The sequence below is a fragment of the Limnohabitans sp. genome (assembly GCF_044373035.1).
In the GTDB taxonomy this organism is placed as follows: Bacteria; Pseudomonadota; Gammaproteobacteria; order Burkholderiales; family Burkholderiaceae_C; genus Limnohabitans_A.
Genome location: NZ_JBILQU010000055.1, coordinates 1 through 18,564, shown reverse-complemented (window position 1 = coordinate 18,564; position 18,564 = coordinate 1). Strand labels below are relative to the sequence as shown.

Below are 18,564 nucleotides of genomic sequence, written 5' to 3'. Positions count from 1 at the left end.
CGCGCGGTCTCCGTTGGACCTGCTGCTAGCATGCAGGTCATGCTGAAACAGACTGCTGACCCCTTCCTAAAGGCCACTAACACTGTGCTGAGCGTCACCGGCCTTAGCGGTGGACCGGTCGAACTGCCGCTTTTTTGCGATTTCAACCTGCAACTGCCCGCAGGTCTTTCCGCCTTGCTGGGCGACGAGGGCGCGGGCAAGACCAGCTTGATGCGCTTGCTCAGCGGTGATTTGCCACCCACTGCAGGGCAGCTGCGCCTGATGTGTGAGGCCACCCCTTTGGCCCTGCCTCGGCATTCGGCGGTTTTTTGGACCGACCTGCGTTTGCCGCTGCACGACAACGACACACCCACGCAATGCTGGGCGCACTTTCGCTTGTCTTTGCCCGCCTGGTCCGATGCCACGCAAAACGAGTTGGTCGAAACCTTGCAGTTGGCCCCACACATGGACAAAAGGCTCAACATGCTGTCGACCGGAAGCCGCCGCAAAGTGGGCCTGGTGGCGGCGCTGGCCAGCGGCGCCACGGTCACTTTGCTGGACCAGCCTTTCGTCTCGTTGGACCAAGCCTCCATCCGCAGCCTTCAGGCGTATTTGGCGCGAGTGGGTCAAAACACCGAGCGCGCTTGGCTGATCGCCGGCTACGAAAAGCCCGCCTTTTTGCCGCTGGCATCGGTGCACCAGCTCTAAGGTCTGGTGATGGGGCCGCCTGCCCGTCCGGCGGGCTCGGAGCTCAAGAGAACGGTCGCCGTGCCGATGCACAACCACGAGCTGTTTTGCCCGAACTTCACGAACCTTGAGTGCCCCCTACCTTGTTGCGCTTTGACTTTCAGCATCCTGCGGCCTTTTGCCTGTGTGTGCTGACGTGGGCGCACGCCGCAGCCCATGCCCAAACCCCGACCGAAGCCAAACCAGCTGCAGACCAATGCCTCATGCCGGCCGCGCAACGCCATGGTGTCAACCCGCACATCCTGCGGGCCATCTTGCAAGTCGAGTCGGGCATGCGCCCCCATGTGGTGAATCGCAACCGCAATGGCAGCATCGATGTGGGCATGGCCCAAATCAACTCGATTCACTTTCGTGAGCTGTTGCAATGGGGCATCACGCCCGATCGGCTGCTGGACCCTTGCGTGGCCACGCATGTGGCAGCCTGGCATCTCAAACGCGTCATGCTCGTCCACGGCAACACCTGGTTTGGCGTGGCCGCCTACCACTCGGTCACCCCTGTCCACAACCTGCGCTATCAGGGTTTGGTGCGCCAAGAGCTGGTGCGCACTGGTGTTTGGCGCTGAAATCGCTCCGGTCTGGCTACGGAATCTGGCATGGGGTTAACCTCGCTGGCAACGCAATCGTGGTGTTAATTGACACAAGAGGGCTCTATAAAACAAGGTTAATCACGAAACATTGACGAAATTTGGTGCTATTTCGGCGCTATGCCCCATAATCTGATAGTGCACGTTAATAAAACGTCACATTTGAGGTGATCGGTCAGTTTCGCGCGCTACGGCGGCACTTTTCAGGTTTGTTGTGCTTTCGGGACCCCATCGCTTTTGTTTTCATGTGTTTTTCAGGAGTCCCCATGGGCAATAAACTTTACGTCGGCAACCTGCCGTACACCGTTCGCGACGAAGACCTGCAGCAGGCTTTTGGCGAATTCGGCGCCATCACCAGCGCCAAAGTCATGATGGAGCGCGACACAGGCCGCTCTAAAGGTTTTGGTTTTGTGGAAATGGGCAGCGATGCCGAAGCCCAAGCCGCTATCGCTGGCATGAACGGTCAATCTTTGGGTGGTCGCAGCATCACTGTGAACGAAGCCCGTCCGATGGAGGCACGTCCTCCTCGCACCGGTGGTTTCGGTGGTGGTGGCGGTTACGGTGGCGGCGGTGGCGGTGACCGCTCCGGCGGCGGCGGTTACGGCGGTGGTGGCGGTCGCTCCGGCGGCGGCGGTTACGGCGGTGGTGGTGGCGATCGCTCCGGCGGTGGCGGCTACGGCGGCGGCGGCGGCGGCGGTCGCGGCGGCTACTAAGCCCTGCAAACCCAGTCAACGGCAGCAATGCCGTTGCAAAATTTCTGAACCTGCCTGGTGCTGGTTTAAGACATCTAAGGCTTCAAGACTTCGGTTATGAAGCCTTTTTTGCGGGTCAATCCGGCGCGGCCCATGGGCGATGCGTCTGCGGCCCCGCCTGAACTGTCCACAAGCGTGAAGCAAAAAAGCCAACGCCACCCGAAGGTGGCGTTGGCTTTTTTGGCGGGTCTGAGGGCAGATTACGCTGTTTTGACTGCATCCAGATTGCGCAAGCGGATGTGCAATTCGCGCAACTGCTTTTCGTCCACCGGGCTGGGGGCTTGGGTCAGCAGGCACTGAGCGCGTTGAGTCTTGGGGAAAGCAATCACGTCACGGATGGACTCGGCACCGGTCATCAAGGTCACAATGCGGTCCAAACCGAAGGCCAAACCGCCGTGCGGAGGCGCGCCATATTGCAAGGCGTCGAGCAAGAAGCCGAACTTGAGCTGCGCTTCTTCGGGTGTGATTTTCAGGGCGTCAAACACTTTTTGCTGCACGTCAGCACGGTGGATACGCACCGAGCCGCCGCCCATTTCCCAGCCGTTCAAGACCATGTCGTAGCCCTTGGAAATGCACTTCTCGGGGGCGGTGACCATCCAGTCTTCGTGGCCATCTTTGGGCGCGGTGAAGGGGTGGTGCACAGCGGTGTAGCGCTGGTTTTCGTCGTCGTATTCGAACATCGGAAAGTCGACCACCCACAGCGGGGCCCAATGGTTTTCGAACAAACCGTTGGCTTTGCCGAACACGCTGTGGCCGATCTTGATGCGCAGCGCGCCGATGGCGTCGTTGACGATTTTTTCCTTGTCGGCACCAAAGAAAATCAAGTCGCCGTTCTTTGCACCCGAACGCTCCAAGACGGCGTTGAGCGCTGTGTCGTGGATGTTTTTGACAATGGGCGATTGCAGACCGTCACGACCCTTGGACAGGTCGTTGACACGGATGTAGGCCAGGCCCTTGGCGCCGTAGATCTTGACGAACTCGGTGTAGGCGTCGATCTCGCCACGGCTGATGCCGCCGCCTTCGACCGAACCCCCCGGCACGCGCAAGGCCACCACGCGACCGCCCTTCATGTTGGCAGCGCCCGAGAAGACTTTGAAGTCCACATCTGCCATGACATCGGTGACCTCTGTGAACTGCAGTTTCACACGCAGGTCGGGCTTGTCAGAGCCATAAAGGTGCATGGCGTCCTGGTAAGTCATCACCGGGAACTCGCCGAGGTCCACGCCGATGGTTTTGAGGAACACGCGTTTGATCATGCCCTGGAACATGTCCCGAATTTCTTCTTCGGTTAGGAACGATGTTTCGATATCGATTTGAGTGAATTCAGGCTGGCGGTCAGCACGCAAGTCTTCGTCGCGAAAGCACTTGGTGATCTGGTAGTAGCGGTCGTAGCCCGCCACCATGAGCAATTGTTTGAACAACTGGGGCGACTGGGGCAAGGCAAAAAACTGGCCATCGTGCACGCGGCTGGGCACCAGATAATCACGCGCACCTTCGGGCGTGCTTTTGGTGAGCATGGGGGTTTCGATGTCCACAAAACCGTTTTCATCGAGGTACTTGCGCACTTCCATGGCCACTTTGTAGCGCAGCATCAGGTTGTTTTGCATATACGGGCGGCGCAGGTCCAGCACGCGGTGCGTCAGGCGGGTCGTCTCGGACAGGTTGTCTTCGTCGATCTGAAACGGGGGCGTGACCGACTCGTTCAGGACGATCAGCTCATGGCACAGCACCTCGATCTTGCCGCTTTTGAGGCCTTCGTTGGTGGTGCCATCGGGGCGGGCACGCACGATGCCTTTGATCTGCACGCAGTATTCGTTGCGCACCTCTTCGGCCACCTTGAACATGTCGGGGCGGTCCGGGTCGCACACCACCTGCACATAACCTTCGCGGTCACGCAGGTCGATGAAGATCACACCGCCGTGGTCACGGCGGCGGTTGACCCAGCCGCACAGGCTCACGGCTTGACCGGTCAGGGCTTCGGTCACCAGACCGCAATAGTGGGAACGCATGGACATGTTGTGGGACTTTCAGGATTCGCAGGAACAGGATTCGGGAAAAGGCGTCAGCCCAACTGGGACTGAGTTGCAGGTGGCTTGGGGACAGGGGTGCCGGGCACAACCACACCCATCGAGATGATGTACTTGAGGGCGTCATCCACGCTCATGTCGAGTTCCACCACATCGGCTTTGGGCATCATCAAAAAGAAGCCAGACGTCGGGTTGGGCGTGGTGGGCACATAAACGCTGACCAGGGGCTGATCGAAGTGGCTCGCCACTTCACCTTCGGGTGTTCCCGTGAGGAAGGCGATGGTCCAAGAACCATGCCGCGGATACTGCACCAGCAAGGCCTTCGAGAAGGCATGGCCACTGCCGGAAAACAAGGTGTCGGCCACCTGCTTGACGCTGGTGTAGATGCTGCGCACCACGGGAATGCGGTTCATCAGGCCGTGCCATTTGCGCAGTGCCCACTGGCCAAACATGTTGGCCACAAATACGCCGGTGGCGAAGATCACCAAGGCCACGATGGCCACGCCCAAACCAGGCACGCTGCGCAGGTATTCGGCACTGGCGTGCACACCGGGAATCAGCGTATCGGCAGCATGCAACACGACCAGGAAAATGGCGTCGAGCATGCCCACCAACCACATGAGCACCCACACCGTGATACCCATGGGCAGCCACACCAGCAAGCCGGTGATGAAGTACTGTTTGAAGCTGCGTTTTTTCATCGGGAGGGGCAATCGTTGAGGTCAGGGCTCAAAAAATCAATGGCAGGCGCAGGAGGCCGCACAGGCCCCGGCACTGCTGGATGTGGTCGTGGGCGACACCGCGTCACCGCCCGCAGATACGGCAGGTGCAGGTGCTGCAGGTGATGCCACAGCGTCGGCTGCAGCAGGCACCGCAGGGGCTGCAGTGCCGCCACCTTTGAAATCGGTGGCGTACCAACCCGTGCCTTTGAGTTGAAAGCCTGGCGCTGTCAGCTGTTTGTTGAATTTGGGCGCACCGCAAACAGGGCAATCGGTCAGCGGCGCGTCGCTCATTTTTTGCAGAGCATCCTTGGCATGGCCGCAGGCGTCGCATTTGTAGGCGTAAATGGGCATGTGAAGAGCCTTTGAAGGTGATGCAAGAAAACCTTCAATTATAGGCTTGGCATGGCCCGTCAAGGCCTGACCGATTCTCGCTGCCAGCGCTTCGCTGTGCAGCGGCTGTGTCGAATCAATGGCCAGGTGGGGCTTTATCGGCGTGACCCAAGGCGCTGACCATGGACTGTCCCCGATTCGCAATCAGCGTTGGGGCGAGAGAACCCAGCAGCATGCCGACAAAGGAAGCGGCCAAACCCAGCAAGTTGGCGGGCACCAGGGTCTCGGGTGCCAGGAAGTTGAACGCCAGCCAAGTGCCCACCCCCAGCACCACCGAGCACAAAGCACCTTGGGTGTTGGCGCGCCGCCAAAAAGCGCCTGCCACCAGCGGCACAAAGGCCCCGGTCAGGGTGACGTTGTAGGCGTTTTGCACCATCTCGTACATGGTGCTGGTGCTGTTCATGGCGAACACCAAGGCGCAAGCCGTGAAGGCGACCAAAATGATGCGCAAGAGCAGCAAGAACTGGCGGTCGCTCATGTGGGGCACAAAAGGCTTGAGCACGTTTTCGGTGAAAGTGGCCGTGGGGGCCAGCAAAGCCCCGCTGGCAGTCGACAAAATGGCCGAGAGCAAAGCGCCAAAAAACAGGATCTGTGCCCACATCGGCATCTGTCCCAAGACCAAATCGGGCAGGATGCGCTGAATGGCGCGGGCATCTTCCGAGTCAAACAAGGCCTTGAGCTCGGGGTGGGCGATCAGCGCCGCGTAAGCGATGTACAGGGGAATGAAAGCGATCACAAAGTACATCAGACCGCCAATGAGTGTCCCACGCACGGCGGTTTTTTCATCCTTGGCACTGGTCATGCGCTGAAACACATCCTGTTGCGGGATGGAACCAAACGCGAATGCAAAGAAAGCACCCGCCATGGCCCACCAGGCGGCGGCATCCATATCGGCTGGGAACATGTCGAATTTGCCATCGGCTGCGGCCTGTGCCACCACTTTGTCGAATCCGCCCGCATTGCCGCCCACCAGCAAGGCCACCGCCATCAACCCCACCACGATCACCACCGTCTGAAACAAGTCGGTGAAGGCCACTGACCACATGCCACCAAAGACGGTGTACAACAACACCACGGCCGCGCCCATCATGATGGCGTGGTTCAGGTCAATGACCCCAGACGACAGCACATGGATCACCAGACCCAGTGCCGTCAATTGCGCCGAGGTCCAGCCCAGGTAAGACAAAACAATCGCCACGCTGGTCAGCACCTCGACCGACTTGCCATAGCGTACTTTGTAAAAGTCGCCAATCGTCAGCAGGTTCAGGCGGTAAAACAGCTTGGCAAACAACAGCGCCGCCAGCACCAGGCAGACGGTGGCACCAAACGGGTCACCGGGAATGCCATTGAGGCCATCCTTGGCAAAGGTGGCCGACACCGACAAGACGGTCTCAGCCCCGAACCAGGTGGCGAACACCGTGGCCACGTTCATGTAAAGGGGCAAACTGCGCCCTGCCACCAGATAATCCTTGGCCCCGTGAACCCGGCGCGCAGCCAACAAGCCAATGCCGATGGTCACGGCCAAATAAGCGATCACAAAAGTCAGCAGCACCTTCGTCTCCTCCAGGATTGGGACTTATGAAAAAAGATGCAGGTGCATGCCCACCTGCATAACGAGCAAGGAGAACACAAAGCCCAGCCCGGCGTAAATTAGGGTTTGCAGCAATTTGTTGGTTCTGCGTTGCTCGGCCAACAACTGCTCGATCTGCCGCGTGTCGTTTTTCTGCGGCTGCTGCAAATAGCCGTGCAGCAAGCGAGGCAACTGCGGCAGCAGTTTGGCGTAAAGCGGCGCCTGCGACTTGAGTTCTTCCCACAGCTTTTTGGGACCGATTTGCGCCAGCATCCATTTTTCGAGGAAAGGCTTGGCCGTGCTCCACAGGTCCAGCTCGGGGTCCAAATCGCGACCGAGGCCCTCGATGTTGAGCAGGGTCTTTTGCAGCAACACCAGCTGCGGCTGGATCTCGACCTGAAAGCGGCGCGAGGTCTGGAACAGGCGCATCAGCACCATGCCCAGCGAAATTTCCTTGAGCGGGCGGTCGAAGTAAGGCTCGCACACCGCACGGATGGCCGACTCCAGCTCATCCACCCGCGTCTCGGGCGGTACCCAGCCGGACTCGATATGCAGCTCGGCCACGCGCTTGTAGTCACGGCGGAAAAACGCGGTGAAGTTTTGCGCCAGATATTCCTTGTCGTACTCGGTGAGCGTGCCCACGATGCCGAAGTCCAGCGAGATGTAGCGGCCGAAGGTCTCCGGCGCCAAGCTGACCTGGATGTTGCCGGGGTGCATGTCGGCGTGGAAAAAGCCATCGCGAAACACCTGCGTGAAAAACAAGGTCACACCATCGCGGGCCAGTTTGGGAATGTCCACGCCCGCTGCACGCAAACGGTCCACCTGGCTGATGGGCACGCCATGCATGCGCTCCATGACGATGACCTCCGGGTGGCAAAAGTCCCAGATCATCTCGGGGATCAGCACCAGATCAAGCCCTTGCATGTTGCGGCGCAACTGCGCGGCGTTGGCCGCTTCGCGCACCAGGTCCAGCTCGTCGTGCAGGTATTTGTCAAACTCAGCCACCACCTCGCGAGGCTTGAGGCGTTTGCCATCGGCGCTCAGACTCTCCACCCAGCCAGCCATCATGCGCATGAGGCTGATGTCTTTGTCGATCACGGGCAGCATCCCTGGGCGCAAGACCTTGATCGCCACCGCGCGCACCACGCCCCCTTTGCCGCGCAAAGTGGCAAAGTGGACTTGCGCGATCGAAGCACTGGCCACAGGCTCGCGCTCAAAAGTCTCGAAAATGTCATCCACCTTGCGGTTGAAAGCCCGCTCGATCGACGCCACCGCGATGGCCGAGCTGAAAGGCGGGACCCGGTCTTGCAGCTTGGCCAACTCCTCTGCGATATCGGGCGCCAGCAAGTCACGACGCGTGGACAACACCTGGCCGAATTTCACAAAAATCGGGCCCAAGCGTTCGAGCGCTTCACGCAGACGCACCGCCCGGGGCGAGCGCAAGTCACGGCCTACCGAAAGCACGCGGGCCAACAGGCGGATCCAGGGTTTTTGAAAGCTCGACAACACCAACTCGTCCAGGCCATAGCGCAAGACGATGAAAACGATGAAAGCGCCTCGACCGAAACGGCCCCAGCGCTTCATGCTGCGCTGCCCGTGCGCAGCCCGGTGCCTTGCCGCTGGACGACAAAACTGCGCAAAGCTGCCATGGCCTGCCTTGCGGCTTGCGCCAGGGTGTGGGCTGGGGCGTCGCCGATCAAGCGGGCCAAGTCCTCTTCAGCATCCCAGCGCACATGGTCGATCAACCAGTTGACCTCGGCAGCCAGTTGCACATCGCCTTCGATGCGCACTTTGGGTTTGTCACCCCGGGCCAATGCCGAGGCGAGTGAGACAGGCGATTCTTCGGTCACCGTCAGGCGCAGGTCAAAGCCTTCAAACCGACCTCGCTCCAGCAAACCTGCAGGTGTTGGCGTCAGTTGCAGTTGTATGCGGTCCCAGACCAGCTCGATGCGTTGCCCTTTTTGGCGGGCCAATCGGGCCATGGCCTCGGGCTCGCTCATCAGCACATGGTTGAGGAACAAAACAAGGCGGTTGACGCTCTCGTCCACCATCCAAGCCGGAGGCTGGAAGTTGGCCGCAAGGCGGTTGACCACATCGGGGAGCGCCTGAGCGGCCCATGAAAAAGGGGACTGTGTTGCCATAGTCCCCGATTATTCCCGAAAGTACAGGCCACCCCAGGGGGCGGGCTTTATTGCAGCGCTTGCACGCCAGCCACCAACCAGCCACCACCTTGCTTGGCTTTGGTCATGTTCCAGACTTCACGGAATGGGCTGGGGCCGGAAGCGGCATCTTCGCGGATCATGCCGTTGAACTCGACACTGGCCAAATAGGCATCGGCCTGCTCTTCGATGCCCAGCAGTTGGGCGTCAAGCATGACCACTTCGGTCTTGTTGGGCTGGCCGGGGAACTGTGCTTCGCGCTCAGACAACTGGTTGCGAATTTCCACCACCATGGTATCGGTCATCATGGAACGCAGGGCGCTGATGTCCGAACGGTCCCAGGCGTCTTGCAAAGTCACGAAATTGCGCTTGGCGGCCGTCAAGAAGTTGTCGACGTCAAAGCCAGCGGGGATGCCCCAGGTCTGCTGCGAACCACCCAGGCCAGAGCCAATGCCCGAACCGATCATGGAGCCGGTCGATGATGCGGCAGCAGAACTGTCAAAACGGGTGTTTTGACCTTCCCATGGGCGGGCAGAAGCGTCGTTGCCCACGTTTTGGGGGCTGTATTGTTTGTAGGTGGCCGGGTTTTCAGCCGAGGCGCCCGCGCCTTGGTAGGCCAAACCTCCGTTACCCGCCGACTGTGCAGCACCCCCTCGGCGAGCCCGCAAAATCATGCCAATCACGGCGATGACGGCGACGCCAATCAACAAAGCCATCAAGATGTTGCCAAAGGCTTCACCCATGCCGAGTGAGCTGGCCAACCAGGCCAAACCCAAGCCAGCGGCCAAGCCACCCAACATCGCGCCCCATGGGCGCTTGGGTGCGGCCGCAGCAGGCGCAGCACCGGGTTTGGCGGCATTGGCAGGAGCGGCGTTTTGCGCTGGTGCAGCCGGTGTTTGGGGTGCGGCATCGCGCTTGGTCACTTGGTTGGATTGCTGTCCGACAGACTTGCCGCCACCCATGCGGCGTGCAGCCTCGGCGTTCAGACTGCCCAAGGCCATCACGCCAGCGAGCATCAGGGTAACAAGTTTGCTGTTCATGGTGTCTCCATCTCAGTAAATTCAGTTTTCAGGCGTCAACATTTGATGCCCAAGTGCAAGGCTACCACCCCCGCAGACAAATTGTGAAAATCCACATGACCAAATCCGGCATTTTTCATAAGGGTTTTCAGCTCTTGCTGCCCAGGGTGCATCCGGATCGATTCGGCCAGGTAACGGTAACTGTCGGCATCGCCCGCCACCAGCTTGCCCAAATTGGGCAGGATCTTGAAGCTGTACCAGTCGTAGGCTTTTTCAAGGGGCTTGGCCACCTTGGAAAACTCCAGCACCAGCAACTTGCCCCCCGGCTTGAGCACGCGGCACATCTCTTTGAGCGCCACGTTCTTGTGCGTCATGTTGCGCAGGCCAAAGGCCACGCTGACCACGTTGAAGTGGCCATCTGGAAAGGGCAGCTTCTCGGCATCGCACACCAGCGTGGCCAAGGCCAAGCCGTGGTCGACCAGGCGGTCACGCCCGGTGGAGAGCATGGCTTCGTTGATGTCGGTGTGCACCACGCGGCCGGTGGCACCCACCTTTTTGGCAAACGCCATGGCCAAGTCACCCGTGCCACCTGCAATGTCCAGCACCTGATCGCCCTCTTTGAGGTTGGCCACTTGCACGGTGTAAGCCTTCCAGACGCGGTGCAGGCCCATGGACATCAGGTCGTTCATCACGTCATATTTGGACGCGACCGAGTCGAACACGCCGCGCACGTGCTTGGCTTTTTCGGTCTCGTCGACGGTTTTGAAACCGAAGTGGGTACTGCTCATGTTCGTCACCTCAATGCTTGTGACCGCAACTGCCACCCGCTGAGGCTTCGATCATGGGCGCGTCCCGGCTCATGCCCGCGGCTTGCAGGCGGTCTTCGTACTGTTTCCAGAGAGCGGCCTCTTGGTCGCCCAGAAAGTACAGGTATTCCCAGGTGAACAGGCCCGATTCGTGCCCATCCGTGAAGGTGGGTTTCACGGCGTAATTGCCCACAGGCTCGATCTCGGCAATGCCGACCTCGCGCTTGCCGGTCTGCAGCACTTCCTGGCCGGGGCCATGGCCTTGCACCTCGGCCGAGGGCGAATACACGCGCATCAACTCAAACGGGATGCGGAACTGCGCCCCGTCGGAAAACCCGATCTCCAGCACCCGGGTCTGACCGTGCAGGGTCAGCGACTCGGGGTGGGGCATGTCTTTTTTCAATCCGGCCATCTTGTTCTTTCTGGGGGTTAAACCAGCACGCGCTCGATGCCGCCGGCATTGGCGGCACTGACGTACTCGGGCATCCACTCTTCACCCAGGATGTGCTTGGCCATCTCGACCACAATGTAGTCGGCTTCGAGCAGGCCGTTTTTCATGTCGTCGCCAAAGCGAGACAAGCCTTGCAGGCAGCTGGGGCAGCTGGTCAAAATCTTCACATTCGCCTGTGGCGCCAGCGCGCCGCTGCTGCGCAGGGCGGCTTCGCCCTTGAGCAGCTCTTCTTCCTTGCGAAAGCGCACCTGGGTCGAAATGTCCGGGCGCGACACGCCCAAAGTGCCCGACTCGCCGCAGCAGCGTTTGCTCTCGATCACGTTGTAACCCATCAGAGCCTTCACGGTCTTCATAGGCTCTTGCAGCTTCATGGGCGTGTGGCAAGGGTCGTGGTAAAGATAGGCCCCGCCCGCGTCCAGCTTCATGCCTTTTTCCAGCAAGAACTCATGGATGTCAATGATGCGGCAGCCAGGGAAGATCTTGTCGAACTGATAGCCCTGCAGCTGGTCATAACAAGTGCCACAGCTCACCACCACGGTCTTGATGTCCAAGTAGTTGAGGGTGTTGGCCACGCGGTGGAACAGCACGCGGTTGTCGGTGATGATTTTTTCGGCCTTGTCGAATTGGCCCGAGCCTTTTTGCGGGTAACCGCAGCACAGGTAGCCCGGTGGCAACACGGTCTGCACCCCCACATGCCAGAGCATGGCTTGTGTGGCCAGGCCCACTTGGCTGAACAGGCGCTCGGAGCCACAACCGGGGAAGTAAAACACCGCCTCAGTCTCCGACGTGGTGGTCTGGGGGTTGCGAATGATTGGCACGTAATCGTTGTCTTCGATGTCGAGCAAAGCACGAGCCGTCTTTTTGGGCAAATTACCCGGCATTTTCTTGTTGATGAAGTGGATCACCTGCTCTTTGATGGGCGCCGTGCCCACCGATGCGGGCGGTGCGCTGGTTTGCTTGCGGGCCACACCCTTGAGCAAACCGGCCACAAAACGCTGGGCTTTCATGCCCACGCCCACCATGGCCATGCGGGCCAACTTGATGGTTTCGGGGTTGGTGGCGTTCAGCATGAACATGGCCGCCGCATTACCGGGACGGAAGGTCTTTTGCCCCATCTTGCGCAGCAGGTTGCGCATGTTCATCGACACCTCACCAAAGTCGATGTTCACCGGGCAAGGCGACAGGCACTTGTGGCACACGGTGCAGTGGTCGGCCACGTCTTCAAACTCTTGCCAATGCTTGATCGAGATGCCCCGGCGGGTTTGCTCTTCGTACAAAAAGGCCTCGACCAGCAAGGAGGTCGCCAAAATCTTGTTGCGCGGGCTGTAGAGCAAATTGGCACGCGGCACATGCGTGGCGCACACCGGCTTGCACTTGCCGCAACGCAGGCAGTCTTTCACGCTGGCCGCGATCTCGCCAATGTCGGACTGCTGCATGATCAGCGACTCGTGGCCCATCAGGCCAAAGCTGGGGGTGTAGGCGTGCGTCAGGTCGGCCGCGTGCACATCGTCACCCAAGCTCGTGAGGGCTGCGCCGCGCAGCAGCTTGCCTTTGTTGAAGCGCCCTTGCGGGTCCACTTTGGCTTTGTAGGCGGTGAAGTTGGCCAACTCGGCGTCGGTCAAGAACTCCAGCTTGGTGATGCCAATGCCATGCTCGCCCGAGATGACACCGTCCAGACTGCGCGCCAGCACCATGATGCGGGCCACCGCTTCGTGCGCGGTTTGCAGCATCTCGTAGTTGTCGGAGTTGACCGGAATGTTGGTGTGCACATTGCCGTCACCGGCATGCATGTGCAGCGCCACCCACACGCGGCCCTTGAGCACGCGCTGGTGAATGGCCGTGACCTCGTTCAGAATCGGCAGGAAAGCCGAGCCCGAAAAGATGTTCTGGAAAGCCGGACGGATTTGCGTCTTCCAGCTGGCACGCAAAGTGTGCTCTTGCAGCTGGGGGAACAGCGCATCGACTTGCGTGAGCCAGCCTTGCCACTGCGCCTGCACCTCGCGCACCACGGCCAGGGCTTGCGCCACACGGTCTTCGAGTAACTCGGCAGACGGGATGTCGTTGGCATCGTCTTGCTTGCCCAAAGGCAGGTTGCCACGCTCCAAAAAGGCTTCGATTTCACGGCACAGCTTGAGCTTGTTGCGCAGCGACAGCTCAATGTTGATGCGCTCGATGCCGTCGGTGTACTCGGCCATGCGCGGCAAGGGGATCACCACGTCTTCGTTGACCTTGAAGGCGTTGGTGTGGCGCGAAATGGCCGCTGTTTTCTTGCGGTCCAACCAGAACTTTTTACGCGCTTCGGGGCTGATGGCAATGAAGCCTTCGCCGCTGCGCGAGTTGGCGATGCGCACGATCTCGGACGTGGCTTTGGCCACGTCGTCGGCATTGTCACCGGCGATGTCGCCGATCAAGACCATCTTGGGGAAGCCGCCGCGCTTGGACTTGGTGGAGTAACCCACCGCCCGCAAATAGCGGTCGTCCAGATGCTCCAGACCCGCCATCACGGTGCCGGTGCGCTTTTGCTCGGCAAACATGAAGTCCTTGATCTCGACGATGCTGGGCACCGCCTCGCGGGCGTGGCCAAAGAACTCCATGCAAACGGTGCGGGTGTGCGTGGGCATGCGGTGCATCACCCAGCGGGCGCTGGTGATCAGGCCGTCGCAGCCTTCTTTTTGCACACCCGGCAAACCGCTCAGGAACTTGTCGGTCACGTCCTTGCCCAGGCCTTCTTTGCGGAAGGTTTTGCCGGGGATGACCAGGGTTTCGGTACGGATCGGGGTTTTGCCGTCGGCCTTGAAGTAGCGCAGCTCAAACGTGGCCACTTCGGCGTCGTGGATTTTGCCCATGTTGTGGTCCATGCGCACCACGTCCAGCCATTCGGCATCGGGCGTGACCATGCGCCAACTGGCCAGGTTGTCCAGGGCCGTACCCCACAAAACCGCCTTTTTGCCACCCGCGTTCATGGCGATGTTGCCGCCAATGCAACTGGCTTCTGCAGATGTCGGGTCGACAGCAAACACAAAACCACCGCGCTCGGCCGCATCGGCCACGCGCTGGGTGACCACCCCGGCTTCGGTCCAAATGGTGGGAATCGGGTGGGCCACACCGGGCAGGTCGACCATCTCGACCTCGGTCATGGCTTCGAGTTTCTCGGTGTTCATCACCGCGCTCTTCCAAGTCAAGGGAATGGCGCCACCGGTGTAGCCCGTGCCGCCGCCACGGGGCACGATGGTCAGGCCCAGGTCAATACAGCCCTTGACCAGCCCCGCCATTTCTTCTTCGGTGTCGGGCGTCAGCACCACAAAAGGGTATTCCACGCGCCAATCGGTGGCGTCGGTCACATGGCTCACGCGCGACAGGCCGTCGAACTTGATGTTGTCTTTGGCCGTCAAGCGGCCCAGCGTCTTTTGCACTTGGCTGCGCAACTTGGCCATGCGGCCAAAGCGCTCATTGAACTGCGTCACGGCCTGGGTGGCCATGGCCAGCAATTGGCCGACCAAGGCGTCGCGGGCGGCGTCCGCGCTGGGGGTGCGGCGCTTTTGCACCTCGCCCAAACGGTGCTGCAAGGCTTCCACCAACAGTTTTCGGCGGGCCGGGTTGTCCAGCAGGTCGTCTTGCAAATAAGGGTTGCGCTCCACCACCCAGATGTCGCCCAGCACTTCATACAGCATGCGGGCAGAGCGGCCCGTGCCGCGCTCCTGGCGCAACTGGTTGAGCAGGTCCCAAGCGGACTCGCCCAGCAAGCGCAGCACGATTTCGCGGTCTGAAAAGCTGGTGTAGTTATAAGGAATTTCGCGCAAGCGCGGCGCATCGGCGTCGGCTTGCATCAAATGTTGGAGCGTGGTGGGAGCATTCATGGGGGGGTGCACGGTCAAAGGCGTGGGTGAAAACGCGTTCAGCCAGACCTGGACGGAGGCGTCAAACCGGCTGAGAGGAGATGTTACCGCAGTGCAGCAAACACGCGCCGGGGGTGGGGACACCTGTCACGCAGGGGTCTGGACTCATGGAAAGTCCGGGTTGTCAAAATGGTTTCATGCCGTTTTAATACTTCCGTCAACTTCAAAAGGCACAGTCCGTGTGAGTTTATGATCATTTGACAACTCGTTTTGCACGTTCATTGCCACTTTTACAGGAACCACCATGAAACTCAAACTCACTCTGACCGCCCTGACTCTGGGTCTGGCCAGCTTGTCCGCCCAGGCCCAAACCGAAGTCCAGTGGTGGCACTCCATGGGCGGAGCCCTCGGCGAGTGGGTCAACGACCTGGCCAAAGACTACAACAACAGCCAAAAAGATTACAAAATCGTGCCCACCTTCAAGGGCAGCTATGACGAGTCCATGACCGCCGCCATCGCCGCCTTCCGTGCAGGCAATGCGCCGCACATCCTGCAAGTGTTCGAAGTAGGCACCGCCACCATGATGGCCAGCAAGGGCGCCATCGTGCCCGTGGGCGAGGTCATGAAAAAAGCCGGGGTCACCTTTGACGCCAATGCCTACGTGCCTGCTGTGGCGGGCTATTACACCGCCCCCAATGGCCAAATGCTGAGCTTCCCGTTCAACAGTTCGACCACCGTATTCCATTACAACAAGGACGCCTTCAAGGCCGCCGGCCTGGACCCCGAAAATCCACCCAAAACCTGGCCTGAAGTGGCGCTGGCGGCTGGCAAGCTCAAGGCCTCGGGTCACAAATGCCCCTTCACCACCAGCTGGGTAAGCTGGACGCAGCTCGAAAGCTTCTCGGCCTGGCACAACACCGAATTCGCCACCAAGGGCAATGGCATGCGCGGCATCGACGCCCGCCTGAACTTCAACAGCCCCTTGCATGTGCGCCACATCGAGAACCTGGCCAACATGTCCAAAACCGGCTTGTTTGTTTATAAGGGCCGGGGCAACGCGGCCGATGCGGTGTTTGTGTCTGGCGAATGCGCCATGACCACGGGTAGGTCTGCGCTGTATGGCAACATCAAGCGCAACGCCAAGTTCGCCAGTGGCATCAGCACCTTGCCTTACTACCCCGATGTGACCGGTGCGCCGCAAAACACCGTGATTGGCGGCGCCAGCCTGTGGGTCATGTCGGGCAAGAAGGACAACGAATACAAGGGCGTAGCCCAGTTCTTCGCCCACCTGTCCAAAGCCGAAGAAGCGGCCAAGAGCCACCAGCGCACGGGCTACCTGCCACTGACCAAGGCTTCGTATGAGATGACCGAAAAATCGGGCTTCTACAAGCAAAACCCTGGCACCGACGTGTCGGTGGAGCAGATGATCCGCAAGACCACTGAAAAGTCACGCGGCATCCGTTTGGGCAACTTTGTGCAAATCCGCACCATCAACGACGAAGAGCTGGAACAAGTCTGGGCCGGTAAAAAAGGCCCCAAAGAAGCCCTGGATGCCGCCGTCAAGCGGGGCAACGAGCAACTCGAGCGCTTCCAAAAAGCCAACAAGTGAGCCGGCTGCCCGGGCCATCTGCCCGGGTCTTGTCTTGAAAGCAGGGGCCACGCGCCCCTGCTTTTTGTTCTTTTGTAGCTCGCCTAAACTCTGTCTTTATGGAAAAACGCGTTCGATTCCAATCCCGATGGTTGCCCTGGCTGCTCATAGCGCCGCAAATGACCATCGTGCTGGTGTTCTTCTTTTGGCCTGCCGGTCAGGCCTTGTACCAAAGTGTTTTGTCGCAAGACGCTTTTGGTCTGAGCACCGAATTTGTCGGCATGGAGAACTTCGAGCGCCTGTTTGCTGACAGCACCTACCTCGAATCCTTCAAAACCACCGCGGTTTTTTCTTTGCTGGTGGCCGTTTCGGGTCTGGTCATTTCGCTCTTGCTGGCCGTCATGGCAGACCGCGTGCTCAAAGGCGCGGCCATCTACAAAACCTTGCTCATTTGGCCTTATGCGGTGGCCCCGGTGGTGGCGGGTGTGCTGTGGTTATTCATGTTTGCCTCGCCCATGGGCGTCATCGCCTTTTATTTGCGCTCAGTGGGCATCGAGTGGAACCACCTGCTGGACTCTGGCCACGCCATGACCCTGATCGTGTTGGCGGCCGTGTGGAAGCAAATCTCCTACAACTTCCTGTTCTTTTTGGCTGGGCTGCAGTCCATCCCCAAATCCCTGCTGGAGGCAGCGGCCATCGACGGGGCCAGCCCCTGGCACCGCTTTTGGACCATCGTGTTCCCGCTCTTGTCACCCACCACATTTTTTCTCTTGGTCATCAACGTGGTCTACGCCTTTTTTGACACCTTCGGCATCATCGACGCCACCACCCAAGGCGGCCCCGGCAAGGACACCGCCATCCTCGTCTACAAGGTCTATTACGACGGCTTCAAGGCGCTGGACATGGGCGGCTCGGCCGCGCAATCGGTCATTCTGATGCTGATCGTGGTGGCGCTGACGGTGGTGCAGTTCCGTTTTGTCGAGAAAAAAGTCCAGTACTGAGCCCGCCCCATGATTGAAAAACGCCCCGGCCTCACGGTCTTGTCCCACCTGGTGCTGATCCTGGGGGTGGTGATCGTCGCCTTCCCGCTGTACCTCACTTTTGTCGCCTCGACCCAAAGCGCCACCGAGATCGCCCAATCGGTGCCCATGTCCATGTGGCCCGGCAGCCACGCGCTGGAGACCTACAAAACCGCCTTGTTTGGCGGCGAAACCAGCGCTGGCAGCCGCATCCCGGCGGCAGCGCCCATGATGTGGGTCAGCCTGGTCAGTGCGCTGGTGATTGCCATTGGCAAGATCGCCATTTCTTTGTTGTCGGCTTTTGCCATCGTGTATTTCCGCTTCCCCTTGCGCAATTTGGTGTTCTGGATGATTTTCGTCACCCTGATGCTGCCCGTCGAAGTGCGCATCGGCCCGACCTACGAAGTGGTCTCCAACCTGGGCATGCTCAACAGCTACGCGGGCCTGACGGTGCCGCTGATCGCCTCGGCCACGGCCACGTTTTTGTTCCGGCAGTTTTTTCTCACGGTGCCCGACGAGCTGGTGGAAGCTGCGCGCATGGACGGCGCGGGGCCGATGCGCTTTTTCATCGACATCTTGCTGCCGCTGACACGCACCTCGATCGCCGCCCTGTTCGTGATCCAGTTCATTTATGGCTGGAACCAATACCTGTGGCCGCTTCTGGTGACGACCAACGAAGACATGTACCCGGTGGTCATGGGCATCAAGCGCCTGATCGCGGGTGAGGCTTACACCGAATGGAACGTGGTCATGGCCACCGCCATCTTGGCCATGCTGCCCCCGGCGCTGGTCGTCATCCTGATGCAAAAATGGTTCGTCAAAGGCCTGGTTGATACGGAAAAATAAATACGCCGGGGACAGACCAACGCGAAGCGTTGCTCTGTCCTCGTCAAATTAACAAGCCGGGGACAGACC

The 18,564-nt window shown here is 59.8% G+C and carries 16 protein-coding genes; 6 read left to right on the top strand and 10 right to left on the bottom strand.

Features of this window, described 5'->3' with window-relative positions; translation table 11 throughout:
- From ACIQ47_RS09645 to ACIQ47_RS09635, 3 genes are all read left to right on the top strand, one after another.
- A partial coding sequence (locus ACIQ47_RS09645) for an ATP-binding cassette domain-containing protein (RefSeq protein ID WP_396437929.1) occupies nt 1-687 on the top strand: 687 nt, incomplete at its 5' end.
- Between the two features lie 110 nt (nt 688-797).
- Nucleotides 798-1,289, top strand: a complete 492-nt coding sequence (locus ACIQ47_RS09640) for a lytic transglycosylase domain-containing protein (protein WP_396437928.1) — start codon at nt 798-800, stop codon at nt 1,287-1,289.
- Nucleotides 1,290-1,576: 287 nt separating this feature from the next.
- Nucleotides 1,577-2,023, top strand: a complete 447-nt coding sequence (locus ACIQ47_RS09635) for an RNA recognition motif domain-containing protein (RefSeq protein WP_396437927.1) — start codon at nt 1,577-1,579, stop codon at nt 2,021-2,023.
- 239 nt (nt 2,024-2,262) lie between these two features.
- Here the strand turns inward: ACIQ47_RS09635 and aspS are convergent, their stop codons facing one another.
- The 10 genes from aspS to ACIQ47_RS09585 all read right to left on the bottom strand — a co-directional run bounded on the left by aspS (nt 2,263) and on the right by ACIQ47_RS09585 (nt 15,063).
- Nucleotides 2,263-4,077 carry an aspartate--tRNA ligase gene (gene aspS, locus ACIQ47_RS09630; RefSeq protein ID WP_396437926.1) on the bottom strand — a complete coding sequence of 605 codons (1,815 nt, stop codon included), beginning with the start codon at nt 4,075-4,077 and terminating at the stop codon, nt 2,263-2,265.
- A 47-nt stretch (nt 4,078-4,124) separates the two neighbouring features.
- Nucleotides 4,125-4,790, bottom strand: coding sequence for a DUF502 domain-containing protein (locus ACIQ47_RS09625; protein WP_396437925.1), 666 nt, complete (start codon nt 4,788-4,790; stop codon nt 4,125-4,127).
- Nucleotides 4,791-4,826: 36 nt separating this feature from the next.
- The gene (locus ACIQ47_RS09620) at nt 4,827-5,162 is read right to left on the bottom strand and encodes an FmdB family zinc ribbon protein (protein WP_396437924.1); all 336 of its coding nucleotides are present in this window, start codon (nt 5,160-5,162) and stop codon (nt 4,827-4,829) included.
- A 115-nt stretch (nt 5,163-5,277) separates the two neighbouring features.
- On the bottom strand, nt 5,278-6,753 hold the full coding sequence (locus ACIQ47_RS09615; protein WP_396437923.1) for a sodium:solute symporter family protein: 1,476 nt from the start codon (nt 6,751-6,753) through the stop codon (nt 5,278-5,280).
- A gap of 24 nt (nt 6,754-6,777) precedes the next feature.
- Nucleotides 6,778-8,355 (bottom strand): ubiquinone biosynthesis regulatory protein kinase UbiB, encoded by a 1,578-nt coding sequence (gene ubiB, locus ACIQ47_RS09610; RefSeq protein WP_396437922.1) that lies wholly within the window; start codon nt 8,353-8,355, stop codon nt 6,778-6,780.
- On the bottom strand, nt 8,352-8,912 hold the full coding sequence (locus tag ACIQ47_RS09605) for a hypothetical protein (protein WP_396437921.1): 561 nt from the start codon (nt 8,910-8,912) through the stop codon (nt 8,352-8,354). Before ACIQ47_RS09605 ends, ubiB begins: the two co-directional genes overlap by 4 nt.
- Before the next feature lie 47 nt (nt 8,913-8,959).
- Complete coding sequence (locus ACIQ47_RS09600) at nt 8,960-9,970, bottom strand: Tim44 domain-containing protein (RefSeq protein ID WP_396437920.1); 1,011 nt, start codon at nt 9,968-9,970, stop codon at nt 8,960-8,962.
- Between the two features lie 35 nt (nt 9,971-10,005).
- Nucleotides 10,006-10,737, bottom strand: coding sequence for a bifunctional demethylmenaquinone methyltransferase/2-methoxy-6-polyprenyl-1,4-benzoquinol methylase UbiE (ubiE, locus tag ACIQ47_RS09595; RefSeq protein ID WP_396437919.1), 732 nt, complete (start codon nt 10,735-10,737; stop codon nt 10,006-10,008).
- Nucleotides 10,738-10,747: 10 nt separating this feature from the next.
- Complete coding sequence (locus tag ACIQ47_RS09590) at nt 10,748-11,167, bottom strand: DUF971 domain-containing protein (RefSeq protein ID WP_296292809.1); 420 nt, start codon at nt 11,165-11,167, stop codon at nt 10,748-10,750.
- Nucleotides 11,168-11,184: 17 nt separating this feature from the next.
- Nucleotides 11,185-15,063: a DUF3683 domain-containing protein gene (locus ACIQ47_RS09585; protein ID WP_396437918.1), complete on the bottom strand. Its 3,879-nt coding sequence runs from the start codon at nt 15,061-15,063 to the stop codon at nt 11,185-11,187.
- Between the two features lie 283 nt (nt 15,064-15,346).
- Between ACIQ47_RS09585 and ugpB the strand changes: the two genes are divergently transcribed.
- The 3 genes from ugpB to ugpE all read left to right on the top strand — a co-directional run bounded on the left by ugpB (nt 15,347) and on the right by ugpE (nt 18,495).
- Entirely contained in the window at nt 15,347-16,651 is a 1,305-nt protein-coding gene (ugpB, locus tag ACIQ47_RS09580) for a sn-glycerol-3-phosphate ABC transporter substrate-binding protein UgpB (RefSeq protein ID WP_396437917.1), read from the top strand.
- Between the two features lie 98 nt (nt 16,652-16,749).
- Nucleotides 16,750-17,631, top strand: a complete 882-nt coding sequence (ugpA, locus tag ACIQ47_RS09575; protein ID WP_396437916.1) for a sn-glycerol-3-phosphate ABC transporter permease UgpA — start codon at nt 16,750-16,752, stop codon at nt 17,629-17,631.
- Nucleotides 17,632-17,640: 9 nt separating this feature from the next.
- A complete protein-coding gene (gene ugpE, locus ACIQ47_RS09570; RefSeq protein ID WP_108353475.1) occupies nt 17,641-18,495 on the top strand; it encodes a sn-glycerol-3-phosphate ABC transporter permease UgpE in 855 nt (284 codons plus the stop codon).
- The last annotated feature ends 69 nt before the right edge of the window (nt 18,496-18,564 follow it).

What these genes read in the sequence shown, in the direction of transcription:
- ACIQ47_RS09635 (WP_396437927.1), top strand. Translation starts at nt 1,577, where the DNA reads ATGGGCAATAAACTTTACGTCGGCAACCTGCCGTACACCGTTCGCGAC.
- aspS (WP_396437926.1), bottom strand. Translation starts at nt 4,077, where the DNA reads ATGTCCATGCGTTCCCACTATTGCGGTCTGGTGACCGAAGCCCTGACC.
- ACIQ47_RS09625 (WP_396437925.1), bottom strand. Translation starts at nt 4,790, where the DNA reads ATGAAAAAACGCAGCTTCAAACAGTACTTCATCACCGGCTTGCTGGTG.
- ACIQ47_RS09620 (WP_396437924.1), bottom strand. Translation starts at nt 5,162, where the DNA reads ATGCCCATTTACGCCTACAAATGCGACGCCTGCGGCCATGCCAAGGAT.
- ubiB (WP_396437922.1), bottom strand. Translation starts at nt 8,355, where the DNA reads ATGAAGCGCTGGGGCCGTTTCGGTCGAGGCGCTTTCATCGTTTTCATC.
- ACIQ47_RS09605 (WP_396437921.1), bottom strand. Translation starts at nt 8,912, where the DNA reads ATGGCAACACAGTCCCCTTTTTCATGGGCCGCTCAGGCGCTCCCCGAT.
- ACIQ47_RS09600 (WP_396437920.1), bottom strand. Translation starts at nt 9,970, where the DNA reads ATGAACAGCAAACTTGTTACCCTGATGCTCGCTGGCGTGATGGCCTTG.
- ubiE (WP_396437919.1), bottom strand. Translation starts at nt 10,737, where the DNA reads ATGAGCAGTACCCACTTCGGTTTCAAAACCGTCGACGAGACCGAAAAA.
- ACIQ47_RS09590 (WP_296292809.1), bottom strand. Translation starts at nt 11,167, where the DNA reads ATGGCCGGATTGAAAAAAGACATGCCCCACCCCGAGTCGCTGACCCTG.
- ACIQ47_RS09585 (WP_396437918.1), bottom strand. Translation starts at nt 15,063, where the DNA reads ATGAATGCTCCCACCACGCTCCAACATTTGATGCAAGCCGACGCCGAT.
- ugpB (WP_396437917.1), top strand. Translation starts at nt 15,347, where the DNA reads ATGAAACTCAAACTCACTCTGACCGCCCTGACTCTGGGTCTGGCCAGC.
- ugpA (WP_396437916.1), top strand. Translation starts at nt 16,750, where the DNA reads ATGGAAAAACGCGTTCGATTCCAATCCCGATGGTTGCCCTGGCTGCTC.
- ugpE (WP_108353475.1), top strand. Translation starts at nt 17,641, where the DNA reads ATGATTGAAAAACGCCCCGGCCTCACGGTCTTGTCCCACCTGGTGCTG.